This is a genomic window from Kitasatospora sp. NPDC001539 (assembly GCF_040298565.1).
GTDB lineage: Bacteria > Actinomycetota > Actinomycetes > Streptomycetales > Streptomycetaceae > Kitasatospora.
Genome location: NZ_JBEPAK010000188.1, coordinates 1 through 14,114 on the forward strand (window position 1 = coordinate 1; position 14,114 = coordinate 14,114).

At 74.5% G+C, this 14,114-nt stretch carries 8 protein-coding genes and 3 tRNA genes; 10 read left to right on the forward strand and 1 reads right to left on the reverse strand.

Features of this window, described 5'->3' with window-relative positions:
* The first annotated feature begins 157 nt into the window (after nucleotides 1–157).
* Nucleotides 158–230 (forward strand) — tRNA-Ala (locus ABT247_RS24690).
* 43 nt (nucleotides 231–273) lie between these two features.
* A tRNA-Ala gene (locus ABT247_RS24695) sits at nucleotides 274–346 on the forward strand.
* 83 nt (nucleotides 347–429) lie between these two features.
* Here ABT247_RS24695 and ABT247_RS24700 read toward each other — a convergent pair.
* The gene (locus ABT247_RS24700; protein ID WP_350745904.1) at nucleotides 430–1,329 is read right to left on the reverse strand and encodes a helix-turn-helix transcriptional regulator; all 900 of its coding nucleotides are present in this window, start codon (nucleotides 1,327–1,329) and stop codon (nucleotides 430–432) included.
* Nucleotides 1,330–1,432: 103 nt separating this feature from the next.
* Here ABT247_RS24700 and ABT247_RS24705 point away from each other — a divergent pair, with 103 nt between their 5' ends.
* The 8 genes from ABT247_RS24705 to ABT247_RS24740 all read left to right on the forward strand — a co-directional run bounded on the left by ABT247_RS24705 (nucleotide 1,433) and on the right by ABT247_RS24740 (nucleotide 13,976).
* The gene (locus ABT247_RS24705; protein ID WP_350745907.1) at nucleotides 1,433–2,875 is read left to right on the forward strand and encodes an MFS transporter; all 1,443 of its coding nucleotides are present in this window, start codon (nucleotides 1,433–1,435) and stop codon (nucleotides 2,873–2,875) included.
* Between the two features lie 311 nt (nucleotides 2,876–3,186).
* A tRNA-Ala gene (locus tag ABT247_RS24710) sits at nucleotides 3,187–3,259 on the forward strand.
* Nucleotides 3,260–3,356: 97 nt separating this feature from the next.
* Nucleotides 3,357–4,652 (forward strand): NsdA family TPR-like regulatory protein, encoded by a 1,296-nt coding sequence (locus ABT247_RS24715; RefSeq protein ID WP_350745910.1) that lies wholly within the window; start codon nucleotides 3,357–3,359, stop codon nucleotides 4,650–4,652.
* 448 nt (nucleotides 4,653–5,100) lie between these two features.
* Nucleotides 5,101–7,980, forward strand: coding sequence for a leucine--tRNA ligase (gene leuS, locus ABT247_RS24720; protein ID WP_350745913.1), 2,880 nt, complete (start codon nucleotides 5,101–5,103; stop codon nucleotides 7,978–7,980).
* A gap of 415 nt (nucleotides 7,981–8,395) precedes the next feature.
* Nucleotides 8,396–9,130, forward strand: a complete 735-nt coding sequence (locus ABT247_RS24725) for a hypothetical protein (protein ID WP_350745916.1) — start codon at nucleotides 8,396–8,398, stop codon at nucleotides 9,128–9,130.
* A gap of 69 nt (nucleotides 9,131–9,199) precedes the next feature.
* Nucleotides 9,200–10,045 carry a DegV family protein gene (locus tag ABT247_RS24730; protein ID WP_350745918.1) on the forward strand — a complete coding sequence of 282 codons (846 nt, stop codon included), beginning with the start codon at nucleotides 9,200–9,202 and terminating at the stop codon, nucleotides 10,043–10,045.
* A gap of 137 nt (nucleotides 10,046–10,182) precedes the next feature.
* Nucleotides 10,183–11,292, forward strand: a complete 1,110-nt coding sequence (locus tag ABT247_RS24735; RefSeq protein ID WP_350745920.1) for a ComEA family DNA-binding protein — start codon at nucleotides 10,183–10,185, stop codon at nucleotides 11,290–11,292.
* A gap of 83 nt (nucleotides 11,293–11,375) precedes the next feature.
* The gene (locus ABT247_RS24740) at nucleotides 11,376–13,976 is read left to right on the forward strand and encodes a ComEC/Rec2 family competence protein (RefSeq protein ID WP_350745923.1); all 2,601 of its coding nucleotides are present in this window, start codon (nucleotides 11,376–11,378) and stop codon (nucleotides 13,974–13,976) included.
* The last annotated feature ends 138 nt before the right edge of the window (nucleotides 13,977–14,114 follow it).

A 14,114-nucleotide genomic window follows, 5' to 3' on the forward strand; every position in this document is an offset into this window, starting at 1 on the left:
GGGAAGGCCCTCGGGGGTCCTCCGGAGGTCGTGGGGAAGCGGCGGAGGGGCCGGGGACCGGGCGGATTTCGCAGTTCCGGGCCTGACCGGCTAGAGTCTTCCTCGTTCGCACGGAGGGAACGCGGCCCGGAAGGGAAGCGGGGGATCCGGCGAGTGCGGGGCTATAGCTCAGTTGGTAGAGCGCTTGCATGGCATGCAAGAGGTCTGGGGTTCAATTCCCCATAGCTCCACTCCGCATCGGCGGTCGTGGAAATCCAGGGTCGCCCGCGTCGCGGGGCTATAGCTCAGTTGGTAGAGCGCTTGCATGGCATGCAAGAGGTCTGGGGTTCAATTCCCCATAGCTCCACAGCAGTTCAGGAGGCCGTCACCCACCGGGTGGCGGCCTCCGGCGTTTCGTCCGGGCGCTGCCCGGCGCCCACCTCGGCGGGGTCAGGTCAGGCAGGTGTGCGCCCAGCCGCCCTGCGGCAGCGAGTTGAGCGCCTCGACCCGCTCGCGGTCCTGCTCGGCCACGGGGACGTAGACCACGATGTAGCACTCCGGCACGCCCGGCATCGTCAGATAGGTGGCGTTCAGGTTCAGCACGCCCACCTTCGGGTGGCGGAAGATCCGCAGCAGGGTCTCCGCCGGCGCGACCTCCTGGCGCTCCCACAGCCGCCGGAACAGCTCGCTGCGCGCCGACAGCCGCTGCACGTGGGCCTCCCAGGCCGGCTCGCCGACGTGCTTGCCGTACGCCGAGCGCAGCAGCGCCACCATCCGCGGCAGGGTCTCGTCGGGGTTCCCGCAGGGGTTGCAGCACGACGGCGCGGTCAGCATGCACCAGAGGGTGTTGAAGGCGACCCCGTGGAACCGGCCCATCCGCTCGGCGCCGAACAGCAGGCGGTACGGCTCGTTGTAGCCCAGGACGTCGAACCGGGTGTTGGAGACCGCCGCCGGCAGCGGTGCGAGCGAGTCCAGGATCACCTGGATCGACTGGTTCAGCTCCGGCGGGGCGGCCTGGGCGAGCGGCGAGGGGGACGTCCCGGCCAGTCGGAACAGGTGCTCGCGCTCGGTGCCGTCCAGCCGCAGCGCCCGGGCCACCGCCAGCAGCACCTGTTCGCTCGCGTTGATCGGACGCCCCTGTTCGAGCCACGTGTACCAGGTGACCCCGACCCCGGCGAGCTGCGCGACCTCCTCGCGGCGCAGCCCCGGCGTACGGCGGCGCGGCCCCGCCGGCAGGCCGACGTCCTCCGGGGTCACCCGCGCCCGGCAGGCCTTCAGGAAGCGGGCCAGCTCGGTGCGGCGGCGGTGGCGGCCGTCCGACGCGGTGGGGAGCTCCTCCAGCACTGTCATGCCGTCCATCGTGCCGCAGAGCGCCCGGGCGATACAGGTACTGCCGGTACCAGGATCGGCAGGCTCTAACCACCAGTACCGGAACCCGCCCAGGATGGCTGCCATGACGGACCTTCAGACCCGGCCCCGCGTGGCCGGAGGCACCACCACCCGGGCCCCGGCCGTGCGGCCGGGGCTCCTCCTCGCGCTCGTCCTGTGCGGACAGTTCATGGCCGTGCTCGACGTCTCCATCGTCAACGTCGCGGTGCCCACCATCCGCACCGACCTGGGCGCCTCCGGCGCCGCCCTGCAACTGGTGATCGCCGGCTACACCATCAGCTACGCGGTCCTGCTGATCACCGGCGCCCGGCTCGGCGCCCGCTACGGCTACAGCCGGCTGTTCCAGCTCGGCCTCGCCGCCTTCACCGCCGCCTCGCTGGCCTGCGGACTCGCCCCCTCCACCGGCTGGCTGATCGCCTTCCGGCTGCTCCAGGGCGCGGGCTCGGCCCTGATGGTGCCGCAGGTGATGAGCCTGCTCCAGCGCACCTTCACCGGTGCCGCCCGCAGCCGGGCGCTCGGCCTGTACTCGGCGGTGCTGGCCGGCGGGATGGCCCTCGGGCAGGTGCTCGGCGGGGTGCTGGTCAGCGCCGACCTCCTCGGCACCGGCTGGCGGCCGGTGTTCCTCGTCAACGTGCCGCTGGGCGTGCTGCTGCTGGCGGCCGGGGCCCGGCTGCTGCCGCGGCTGCCCGGTGACCCCGCGCGCGGCTTCGACGTCCCCGGCCTGGTCGTGCTGGGCGCGGCGCTCGGCCTGCTGGTGGTGCCGCTGGTGCTCGGGCACGAACTCGGGTGGCCGGCCTGGGGCTGGGGGATGATCGCGGGCAGCGTGCTGCTGTTCGGCCTGTTCGCGGTGGTCGAGCGGGGGGTCGCCCGGCGGGGCGGGCAGCCGCTGATCCCCGGACGGGTGCTGCGCGCCCCGGGACTGCTGCCCGCGGCGGTCGGCCTGTTCGCGATCATGGCGGCCTTCGCGGGCTTCATGTTCTCCTTCGCCCTCCACCAGCAGGCCGCGCTCGGCCACAGCGCGCTGCGGGCCGGCCTCTGCTCGGCGCCCGTCGCCGTCGGCTTCGGACTGTCCAGCCTGCACTGGCACCGGCTGCCGGGCCGGCTGCACGGCGTGCTGCCGGTGATCGCCGCGGTGTCGCTCGGGGGCGGCTACCTGCTGCTGGGGGTGCTGCTCGGCGGCGGCGCCGAGATCGGGGCGGTGCCGCTGGCGGAGATGGCCGCCCTCGGCCTGATCGCCGGCTGGGCGTACGCGCCGCAGTTCGCCCGGGCGCTCGCGGGGGTGGCGCCGGGGGATGCGGCCGATGCCAGCGGGGTGATGGTCACGGTCATCCAGCTCGGGCAGGTCGTCGGGGTCGCGGTGCTCGGCTCGGTGTTCCTCGGGCAGGTGGACCTGCCGGCTCCGGCTGCGGAGTCCGGGCACGCGCTGGAGGTGACGCTCGCGGTCAACGCCGTCGGGGTGCTCCTCGCCGCGGGGTTCGCGGCGCGCAGCCGTCGGGCGGCGCGGTAGCGGAGCGGGCGGTCGGCGGGCCTTCCCGGCGTGCGGTCGGGGGCGTCGCCGGGGCGCGGTGGTGCGTGCCCCGGGGCGCGGCCGGGACATGCTCCGGGGCGCGGCCCGGACATGCTCCGGGGCGCGGCCCGGACATGCTCCGGGGCGGGCCGCCCGGCGCGGCCGGTCTCGCTCCCGGGGCGCGGCCGCCGGGGCGGGCCGCACCTCGGGAAACGGATTTCAGGAGCACGCCCCGGACCGTGTAAAGTAGTCGATGTCGCCGAGGGAAACGGACGGAAACGGCCGAGGAACCCGGTGACATCGCAGGTCAAGGGGCTATAGCTCAGTTGGTAGAGCGCTTGCATGGCATGCAAGAGGTCTGGGGTTCAATTCCCCATAGCTCCACAGTGATCAAGAGCCGCCTCCTGTTACGGGGGGCGGCTCTTCGCCGTTGTGTCCATGCCACCGGCGGGAGGGCCGGAAAGACCGCTACCGTCGTGGCATGGCCGATCTGCAGCGAAGGCGGAACGAGGAGCTGGCCCGGATACTGCACCAGCTCGGCTGGAGTCCGGAACGGCTGGCCCGCGAGGTCAGCCTCGCCCTGCCGCCGGGCCTGGCCATCAGCTCCACAGCCCCGTACAAGTGGCGCGACCGCGGCATGGTGCCGCGCAGTCCGCACGACCAGACCGTCTGCGAGGTGCTCAGCCGCACCCTGGGCATCGCCGTCACCTACGAACAGCTCTGGGGCCGGATGGGCGGCCACCGCGGCGCCAAGATCCTCTCCCCCCGGCTGCTGACCGACCCGTGGACCGCCGACACCGCCCAGACCGCGCTGCGCGAGGCCGCCACCGACGCCGGGCCCGTCCGCCTCACCGACCTGTTCCGCAGCGCCGACCTCGACCACGCCGCCGAACGACTGGCCTCCGCGCCGCCACCGGTCGGCGGCGGCGAGGGCGCGCTGCGCGTCGACCCGGGACTCGTCGGCGAACTCGGCCTCTCCTTCCGCAGCAAGCAGCGACTCGAACGGTCCTGCGGCGGCGGTCTCGTCCTCGGCCCCACCCGGGCCGAACTCGCCATGCTGGCCAAACTGTTGGAACTCGGCGCCTACGACGAACGGCTCGGCCGCGAACTGTACGGGACGGCCAGCAGGCTCGCCCGGCTGGCCGGCTGGGCCGCGTACGACCTCGGCCACGACGCGGCCGCCCAGCGGGCGTTCGTCGCCGCGCTGCGCGCCGCCCACGTCAGCGGCGACCCCCGGCTGGGCGTCGCCGGGCTCGGCGCGCTGGTGGTGCTCGCCACCCAGGCCGGCGGCGGGCGGGGCCTGGACGCCGTCACCGCGCTGCGCACCGCCCTGGAGGCCCACGGGCCCGTGCTCAGCGCCACCTCCCGGGCGCGCCAGCTCGGCCGGATCTCCCGCGCCCACGCCCGCTGGGGCGAGGCGGAGCAGGCGGAGGAGGCCGCCGCCCGGGCCTTCGCCGAACTGGACGGCGTGCCGGGGACCGAGGAGGCCCGGGCCGATCTCGCCGGGATGGTGGGGGAGGGACGGCTGGCCCTCGGCCGGTGCCGGATGGCCAAACCGCTGCTCGCCGAGGCCGTCGCCGGGCTGGGGCCGGGGCGGGCCCGCTCCAAGGCGCTGCTGATGGTCCGGCTCGCGGAGGCCCACCGGCGGCTCGGCGACCAGCGGGAGGCGGCCCGTACGGTGGCGCAGGCGCGCGCGCTCGCGGCGGGGATGCAGTCGGAGCGGCTGGCGAAGGCGCTGCGGGACTTCGACGCTGCGGGACGGGCTGCGGCGCGGTGAGGCGGCGGGGGTCGGTGTGCGGTGGGGCTGGATGGGTGCGGCGGCGTACGGCATACGGCGTGCGGCATGCGGCACGAGGCCTGCGGGGTGCGGCGTGCGTCGTTCGATGGCGGAGGCGTGGTGCGGCTGGGGTGCGGCCTCGGGCGGCAGCGGGCCGCCGGCGCGCCGGCCCGCTGCGGTCCGGCTGCGCCGGGTTCCGACGGGCGGTATACCCGGGAGTGGCCTGACCTGCTTGCGGTACCCTGAGCCCATGCGAACCGTGCGCCTGCTCCTTAGCCGGCCGCGCTGACCAGGACCGGTCGCGCCCCAGGGCGGTGCCGGAGTCGGCGTGGCGTCCCCTCCTGCGAGGGGATTTTTTGTTTTCCGCCCCCGCCCGCGAGGTGGGACGGGTCCACGGGCCGCCGCGTGGCGCGGTTCGCCAACTGACATCGATGGAGCTTGAAGGACCATGAGCGAGACGACCCCTGCGTCCGGCGCGGCCGAGACCGCGACCGAGCCGTTCCGGTACAGCGCCGCGCTGGCGGCGGACATCGAGTCCCGCTGGCAGGACCTCTGGGAGAAGGAGGGCACCTTCCACGCCCCCAACCCCACCGGTGCGCTGGCCGACCCGTCCGCGGGCGACGTCGCCGCGAAGCCGCACAGCTTCATCATGGACATGTTCCCGTACCCCTCGGGCGCGGGTCTGCACGTCGGCCACCCGCTGGGCTACATCGCCACCGATGTCTTCGCCCGCTACCAGCGGATGACCGGCCACAACGTGCTGCACACGCTGGGCTACGACGCCTTCGGCCTGCCCGCCGAGCAGTACGCGGTGCAGACCGGCACCCACCCGCGGGTCTCCACCGAGGCCAACATCGCCAACATGCGCCAGCAGCTGCGCCGGCTGGGCCTGGGCCACGACCCGCGCCGCTCGATCTCCACGATCGACCCGGACTACTACCGCTGGACCCAGTGGATCTTCCTGCAGATCTTCAACTCCTGGTACGACGAGGACGCGTGCAAGGCCCGTCCGATCGCCGAACTGGTCGCCCAGTTCGAGTCCGGCGAGCGTGAGCTGCCGGGCGGCCGCGCCTGGGCCGAGCTGTCCGGCGCGGAGCGCGACGAGGTGCTGGGCGAGTACCGCCTGGCCTACGCCAAGGAGGTGCCGGTCAACTGGTGCCCGGGCCTGGGCACCGTGCTGGCCAACGAGGAGGTCACCGCGGACGGCCGCTCCGAGCGCGGCAACTTCCCGGTGTTCAAGTCCAACCTGCGCCAGTGGATGATGCGCATCACCGCGTACTCCGACCGCCTGATCGCCGACCTGGACCTGCTGGACTGGCCCGAGGCGATCAAGCTGCAGCAGCGCAACTGGATCGGCCGCTCCGAGGGCGCCCGGGTCGACTTCGCCGTCGACGCCGGGACGATCACCGTCTTCACGACCCGGCCCGACACCCTGTTCGGCGCCACCTACATGGTGCTGGCGCCCGAGCACGGCCTGGTCGACTCGATCGTCCCCGCCGCCTGGCCCGAGGGCGTGCCCGCCGAGTGGACCGCAGGCGCCGCCACCCCCGCCGAGGCCGTCGCCGCCTACCGCGCCGAGGCCGCCGCCAAGTCGGACGTCGAGCGGCAGGTCGACGCCAAGGTCAAGACCGGCGTCTTCACCGGTGCCTACGCCGTCAACCCGGTCAGCGGCGAGTCCGTCCCGGTGTTCATCGCCGACTACGTGCTGATGGGCTACGGCACCGGCGCCATCATGGCCGTCCCCGCCCACGACCACCGCGACTTCGCGTTCGCCCGCGCCTTCGGCCTGCCGATGCGCTGCGTCGTCGAGCCCACCGACGGCCGCGGCGAGGACCCGGCGGAGTGGGACGACGCCTTCGACACCTACGACTCCGTCATCGTCAACTCCTCCCGGGACGGGCTGACCCTGGACGGCCTGAGCGTCGTCGACGCCAAGGCCGCCGTCACCGCCTGGCTGACCGAGCGCGGCATCGGCGAGGGCACCGTCAACTACCGCCTGCGCGACTGGCTGTTCAGCCGCCAGCGGTACTGGGGCGAGCCCTTCCCGATCGTCTACGACGAGGACGGCGTGATGCACGCGCTGCCCGAGTCGATGCTGCCGGTGGAGGTCCCCGAGGTCGACGACTACTCGCCGCGCACCTACGACCCGTACGACTCGGACTCCTCGCCGGAGACCCCGCTGTCGCGCAACGAGGCGTGGGTCAACGTCGAACTGGACCTGGGCGACGGCGTCAAGAAGTACCGCCGCGAGACCAACACCATGCCCAACTGGGCGGGTTCGTGCTGGTACGACCTGCGCTACGTCGACCCGACCAACGCCGAGGCCGTCGTCGACCCGGCCAACGAGCAGTACTGGCTGGGCCCCACCGCCGCCAAGCCGGCCGGCGGCGCCGACCTGTACGTCGGCGGTGCCGAGCACGCGGTGCTGCACCTGCTGTACGCGCGCTTCTGGCACAAGGTGCTGCACGACCTGGGCCACGTCTCGTCCGTCGAGCCGTTCCACAAGCTGTTCAACCAGGGCATGATCACCGCCGACGTCTACCGTGACGAGCGCGGCTTCCCGGTGCCCGCCGCCGAGGTCGAGGAGCGCGACGGCCGGTACTTCTGGCAGGGCGAGCCGGTCAAGCGCGAGGCCGGGAAGATGGGCAAGTCCCTGAAGAACGCCGTCGCCCCGGACGACATCGCCGACGAGTACGGCGCGGACACCCTGCGCCTGTACGAGATGTCCATGGGCCCGCTGGACGTCTCCCGCCCCTGGGACACCCGGGCCGTGGTCGGCTCGTACCGCTTCCTGCAGCGGCTGTGGCGCAACGTCGTCTCGGAGACCACCGGCGAACTGGTCGTCACCGAGGAGGAGCCGGACGAGGCGACCCTGCGCGCCCTGCACAAGGCGATCGACGGCATCCGCGGCGACATGGCCGGGCTGCGCTTCAACACGGCCGTCGCCAAGGCGATCGAGCTGAACAACTTCCTGGTCAAGCGCGGCTCCACGCCGCGGGTGGTCGCCGAGCAGCTGGTGCTGATGGTCGCGCCGCTGGCCCCGCACATCGCCGAGGAGCTGTGGCGCCGCCTGGGCCACACCGAGTCGCTGGCGCACGCCGACTACCCGGTCGCGGACCCGGAGTACGTCGTCGACGAGTCGGTGACCTGCGTGGTGCAGATCAAGGGCAAGGTGAAGGCCCGGCTGGAGGTCGCCCCCACCATCACGGACGCCGAGCTGGAGGCGCTGGCGCTGGCGGACCCGGCGGTGGTCGCGGCGATCGGCGACGCGGCGGTGCGGAAGGTGATCGCGCGGGCGCCGAAGCTGGTGAACATCGTGACGGGCTGAGGTCGCCGAGCCGGCTGGGGTCGCCGACTCGGTCGGGGGCTCCGAGCCGGTCGGGGTCTCCGAGCCGGTCGAGGTCTCCGAGCCGGCTGCGGTTCGCGACCGAGGCCGGCTTGATCGGGCGGGTGTCCTCCGGGGCACCCGCCCGGTGCTTTCCCGGGAGGTCCGGGCGGGGCCCCCGACCGGTGCTCCGGCCGGTGTCTGCGCGTTGCCTGCGCCGTTGCCTCTCCGTGGGTGATCTTTCCCGGTCTTCCCTGATCTTCCGTGCGGGAAGACCCCGGATCTGTCCCTGATCCGTGCCCGCGAGCACCCTTCGGACCGCTCCCGGGCCGGTGCGGCGGGCTACGGTGGAACCCTGGGCAGTGCAGCCCGCGTTGGGTCCGATGGGGGCCGGAACGGCGGCGGAAGGTGGCGCGCGATGGACGTGTTCGGCGTGATGATCGGCTTGGTCCTGCTCTTCGGGATCGCGGTGCTCGCCCTGGCTGTGGTCGGCACGGTCAAGGCGGCCAAGGCCGTCACCGAGAAGGTCGGGAAGCACGAGGCGAACGCCCGGCGCGCCGTGGAGACCGCCGCCCTCAAGGCGAGGACGTACACCAGGATCGGCCCGCCGGCGCAGATCGCCAACGTCCGGCTCAAGCTGCGGACCTCGCTGGACGGCACCCGTCAGGTGCTGGAGAGCGGGCTGTCGCAGGACGGTCAGCTCGGCGAGTCCCTCGCGCTGCTCACCCGGCTCGACGCCCACGCGGCGGAACTCGACGGCCAGCTGCGGATGCTGGAGCGCGAGCCGGACACCGCGCGGATCGCGGCCAAGCTGCCGGAGCTGCGGGAACGGGCCGAGCGGATCACCCATTCGGCGGAGACCATGCGCTGGGCGGCGCAGGACCGGATGCAGCGGTTTGCGGAGGACGAGCTGAGCCGGCTGAGCCAGGAGTGCGAGAGCGAGGCGGGGGCGCTGCGGCACTGGGACTCTGCTGGTGCTGGTGTGGGTGGGGGTCTCGGTGCGGGCGCGGGTGTGGGCGTCGGAGCGGCGCGGCCCGGGCTGACGGACGGCAAGGGGCGCCCGAGCGCGGAGGAGCTGCTCGGGCTGACCGATCCGCTGGTGAAGCTGGCCCAGCGCCTGCGGAAGCCGTCGGCCGGCCCCTCGGCGGGCTGATCCACCGCGTCCTCCCGGTGCGGGGAACGGCGCTGTTCTCCCGGACGCGTGGGGAGTAACCTCCGGCTCATGCCCTCCGACCTCGCACTTGTCACCGATTCAACGGCCTATCTGCCGCAGGAGGCCCTCGACCGGCACGGGATCACGGTGGTCCCGCTGAGCGTCGCGGTCGGTGACTCGGTCCTCAGCGAGGGCGTGGAGATCTCCCCGAAGCACGTCGCCGAGGCGCTGCGCGCCAAGCAGCGGGTGACCACCTCCCGACCCAACCCGGAGACCTTCGCCGCCACCTACCGGGCGGCCGCCGAGTCCGGGGCGAAGGGGATCGTCTCGGTGCACATCTCCGGAGAACTGTCCGGCACGGTCGAGGCCGCCCGGCTGGCGGCCGCCGAGGCGCCCGTGCCGGTGCGGGTGGTGGATAGCCGGCTGGTCGGCATGGCGCTCGGGTACGGGGTGCTGGCGGCCGCCGAGGCGATCGCGGCCGGTCGGGGACTGGCGGAGGCGGCCGGAGCGGCGGAGCGGCGGGCGGCCGGGACCAGCGGTTTCTTCTACGTGGACACCCTCGAGCACCTGCGCCGCGGCGGCCGGATCGGGGCGGCCCGGGCACTGCTCGGCTCGGCGTTGGCGGTCAAACCGCTGCTGCACCTGCACGGGGGGCGGATCGAGCCGCTGGAGAAGGTGCGCACGGCCTCGCGGGCCATCGCCCGGCTGGAGGAGATCGCGGTCGAGCGGTCCGGGGACGGGGAGGTGGACATCACCGTCCACCACCTGGCGGCCGAGGACCGGGCCGAGCCGCTGGCCGAGCGGTTGCGGGCGCGGGTGCCGGGGCTGCGGGAGCTGTACGTCGGCGAGGTGGGGGCGGTGATCGGCGCGCACGTCGGGCCAGGGCTGCTCGCGGTGGTGGTCTCACCGCGCTGAGGCGGCGGGTGGAATGGTCAACTTTCGCGGGTCGCCACCACTCGTGTGAGTGACGTGTTTTATCCACAACCCGCGGGTTATCCACAGGGTTTCAGTAATTTCCGCGCGGCCGCCGTCGGGCCCCTAGCGTCCTCGCCATGACGACCCTGAACCTGGGCGCGGCGAAGCGCCAGACGATCAACGAGACGGTACGGCTGCGGATGGCGGCGCTGCTGCCGACGGACGACGAGCCGGCGGGCGGCGAGCCGACGGGTGACGAGCCGGTGGGCGGCGAGCGGTTGAGCAGCGAGTGGGCGGCCGCCGAGCGGGCGGCCGTTGGGCGGAGGGGCGGCAGTCGGGCCGCCGGCGAGCGGGTGGGCGAGGGCGGGGTGGTCGGCGAGCGGGCGGTCCCCTCCTCCGCGGGTCTCTCCCCGCCCTCGGTCCCGTCCCCGGCCGCGTCCCCCGCCGCGCCTCCGCCCGCGATCGCCGGGGCGGCACCGCCGGAAGCGGTCCACCTCGCCGAGCCTCCGCCGACCGGCGGCGCGCCGCCCCGGTTCGCCGCTGCCCTGGCGCTCGACCGGCGGGCCGTGGCCGGGCTGGCGATCCTGCTGCTGTTCGCGGTGGGCTACGCCGTGCAGCACTTCTGGCTGGCCAGGCCGGAGGCGGTGGCCGTTCCGGCGCTGGCGGCCGCCTCGGCGCCGTCGGAGCCGGGCCTGCCTGCGTCCTCCTCCCCGGCGGGAGCCGCCGCTTCCGCCGGAGCCGCCACCGCCCCGGGCTCCTCCGGAGCCGCGCCGCCCGAGGTGCCCGCGGGTCAGGGCGTCGGGGGCGCCGTCGTGGTCGACATCAGCGGCCGGGTCCACCTGCCAGGCCTGCACACCCTGCCCGGCGGCTCCCGGGTGGCCGACGCTCTGCGGGCAGCGGGCGGTCCACTGCCGGACACGGACACCAGAGGGCTCAACCTGGCCCGGTTGCTGGCGGACGGTGAGCAGATCCTGGTCGGCGAGTCGGCCCCGGTTCCGGCTCCCGCCCCGGTCTCCGGGGGAGGCAACGGACCTTCCGGCGGCGGCACGCCCCGACCACCCGTCAGCCTCAACCGCGCCACCCTCGAACAGCTCGACACCCTGCCGGGCGTCGGCCCGACCCTCGCCCAGCGGATCCTCGCCTACCGCACCTCGCACGGCTCGTTCCGCACGGTCGACCAGCTCAGGCAGGTCAGCGGGATCGGGGCCCGGACCTTCGCTGAGCTCCGCCCGCTCCTGACGCTCTGACGCTCTGGCACCCCTCCGCTGCCCCCGGGTCGCCTGTCCTTTTCTGCCCCCCGAACTCCTCCGCCCCGAAGGGAGGTGCCGCCATGACCGCCGCCGCCACCGCGCTGCCGCACCCCCGCTCCTCGCCCGCCGACTTCCGACTGCTGCTCCCCGCCGTCTCGGCCTGGGTGGTCACGGCGGTCCTCCTGCCCCTGGAACCGCCGCCCTTCGTCGTGGCCCTCGCACTCGCGGGTGTCGCTGCGCTCGCCGCCGTCCCGCTGCTCGTCCGACCGGGCCTGCTGCGCCGGCGCGGGGCCGCAGCGACGCTGGCCGCCGTCCTGCTCACCGGAGCGGCGGCCGCGATCGCGACCCCACTGCACACCGCAGACCTGCACCGAGGGCCGCTGCCGGAGCTAGCCCGCGCGGCCGGGCAGGCCGGGCCACGCGCACCCGGCACGACCGCACCCGTGGTCGTGGTGGAGCTGACCGTCACCGGGGACCCCGCGGTCCACGACTCCCGGGGCGGCACCACCGGCGGCCAGGTCCTCCTCACCGTGGAGGCCGTCGCCGACCGCGTCACCGTCCTCCCGGACGGGCATGCCACCCGCACCCACACCCCCGTGACCGTCATGGCCCGAGGGCGTGAGAGCGAGCCCTGGCTGCGCCTGCTCCCCTCGGAGCGGCTGGCGGCGGAGGCAGAGGTCCGGCCACCGGGGGAAGGCCACGAGATCGAGTCCGCCGCCCTGTTGACCGTCCACGGCCCGCCCCGGCGGCTCGCTCCGCCGAGCCTCCCGCAGCGGATCGCCGGTCGGCTGCGCGAGGGACTGCGCACGGCATCCGACGGGCTACCCCCCGATGCGCGCGGGCTGCTCCCGGCGCTGGTGGTCGGGGACACCTCCCGGCTGCCCGACGACCTCGTGGACGCCTTCCGGGCCACCGACCTGCTGCACCTGATCGCCGTCAGCGGGGCCAACCTGGCCATCGTCCTCGGGGCGCTGCTCGGACCGCCCGGTCAGGCCGGCACCCCCGAACGGCGCGGTCTGGCCGCGGTCCTGGGGCTCTCGCTGCGCACCAGCGCCCTGCTGGGGACGGCCCTGACCCTGGCCTTCGTGACCGTGTGCCGACCGGAGCCCAGCGTGCTCCGGGCGGCCGGGACGGGTCTGATCGGCATGCTCGCCCTGGCCACCGGCCGCCCCCGCCAGGCCGTACCGGCCCTCGCCGGGGCGGTACTGGTCCTGGTCCTGCTGGACCCGTTCCTGGCCCGCTCCTTCGGCTTCCTGCTCTCGGTGCTCGCCACCGCGGGGCTGCTGGTCCTCGGGCCGCGGTGGGCCGAGGGGCTCCGGGCCCGACGCTGGCCGCACCACCTGGCTGGCGCGCTAGCTGCGACGGCGGCGGCGCAGGCACTGTGCTCGCCGGTGACGGTGGTGGTGTCCGGACACATCAGCCTGGTCGCCATCCCGTGCAACCTGTTGGCCGAACTCGCGGTGGCCCCGGCCACGTTGCTCGGTTTCGGCGTACTCGTGCTCCAGCCGTTCCTCCCCTCTGCGGCCCGACTGCTCGCCGAACCGGCCGGAGTGCCGACCGGCTGGCTGGCCTTCGTGGCGCGTCGCGGAGCCGAACTGCCGGGCGGCCAACTGACCTGGCCCGGCGGCTGGCTCGGAACGGCGACGGTCGCCCTCGCCACCCTGGCGGTCTGCTGGGCGGCACCGCTGCTGCTGCCGCGACGGACGGAGCCCGGCAGCTCCGCGCGCGTCCGGCGCCGCCCTGCCCGGGCGCTGGTGACGGGCGTCCTGCTGGTGGTGCTGCTGGCCGTCCTGCTGCGGCCGCCGCAGCTCGCCCGGATCGCCACCGGCTGGCCACCGCCCGGGTGGCGGCTGGTGATGTGCGATGTCGGTCAGGGAGACATGTTGGCCCTTCGAACGGGAGCGTCGGACAGTGCGGTGGTGATCGACGCCGGGCCGGATCCGAACGCCGCCGATCGGTGTCTGCGCGATCTGGGCGTCACGGTGGTGCCTCTCCTGTTGCTGACCCATTTCCACGCCGACCATGTCGAAGGCGTGCCGGGGGTGTTGCGGGGGCGCGGTGTCGGCGCGGTCGAGGGCACGGCGCTGGACGACCCACCGGGTGAGGCCGCCCGGGTGACGGCCTGGGCGGCCGGTGCCGGGGTGCCGCTGCTGCGCGCCGGGCGTGGTGAACGCCGCTCGGCGGGAGCGGAGTTGACCTGGGACGTGGTGTGGCCGGATCCCGGAGCGGCCGTCGAGGCGTCCGGTGCGAACAACGCGAGCGTGGCGTTGCTGGTGTCGTTGCCGGGCGGGCTGCGGATGGCGTTGCTCGGCGACCTCGAACCACCCGCGCAGTCCGCCTTGTTGGGCCGGCTGGGCCGGGTCGACGTCCTGAAGGTGGCGCACCACGGCTCGGCTCACCAGGACTGGGACCTGACGGCCGCCCTGCGGCCCCGGCTGGCCCTGATCTCCTGCGGTGAGGGCAACGCCTACGGCCATCCCTCGCCGCGCACGGTCGACCGGCTGCGCGCCCTGGGCGCCACCGTCCTGCGCACCGACCGCGCGGGTGACATCGCCGTGACCGGCGACTCCCCGTCCACGCTGGCGGTCGCCGTTCAACCCCAGCCCGCCCACGGCCGCCCCGCCGCCCACTCCACCCACCAGACCCACTCGCCCGCCGGCCCCCGCGCCCCGCCCCGGTGACCCCCGCTCTCCTCCTCCCTCCGCAACGCGGGTGGGGATGGGGCAGGGGTGGGGGAGGCGGAGGGAGGGGAGGGGGGCGGGGGCGCGCACGCTCTCCGGCACGCCGGTGATGGTCGAGCGCACCATCTACCCGCCGCG

Excerpts from the sequence above, each read along its gene's own strand:
- ABT247_RS24700 (WP_350745904.1), bottom strand. The coding sequence starts at position 1,329 with ATGACAGTGCTGGAGGAGCTCCCCACCGCGTCGGACGGCCGCCACCGC.
- ABT247_RS24705 (WP_350745907.1), top strand. The coding sequence starts at position 1,433 with ATGACGGACCTTCAGACCCGGCCCCGCGTGGCCGGAGGCACCACCACC.
- ABT247_RS24715 (WP_350745910.1), top strand. The coding sequence starts at position 3,357 with ATGGCCGATCTGCAGCGAAGGCGGAACGAGGAGCTGGCCCGGATACTG.
- leuS (WP_350745913.1), top strand. The coding sequence starts at position 5,101 with ATGAGCGAGACGACCCCTGCGTCCGGCGCGGCCGAGACCGCGACCGAG.
- ABT247_RS24725 (WP_350745916.1), top strand. The coding sequence starts at position 8,396 with ATGGACGTGTTCGGCGTGATGATCGGCTTGGTCCTGCTCTTCGGGATC.
- ABT247_RS24730 (WP_350745918.1), top strand. The coding sequence starts at position 9,200 with ATGCCCTCCGACCTCGCACTTGTCACCGATTCAACGGCCTATCTGCCG.
- ABT247_RS24735 (WP_350745920.1), top strand. The coding sequence starts at position 10,183 with ATGACGACCCTGAACCTGGGCGCGGCGAAGCGCCAGACGATCAACGAG.
- ABT247_RS24740 (WP_350745923.1), top strand. The coding sequence starts at position 11,376 with ATGACCGCCGCCGCCACCGCGCTGCCGCACCCCCGCTCCTCGCCCGCC.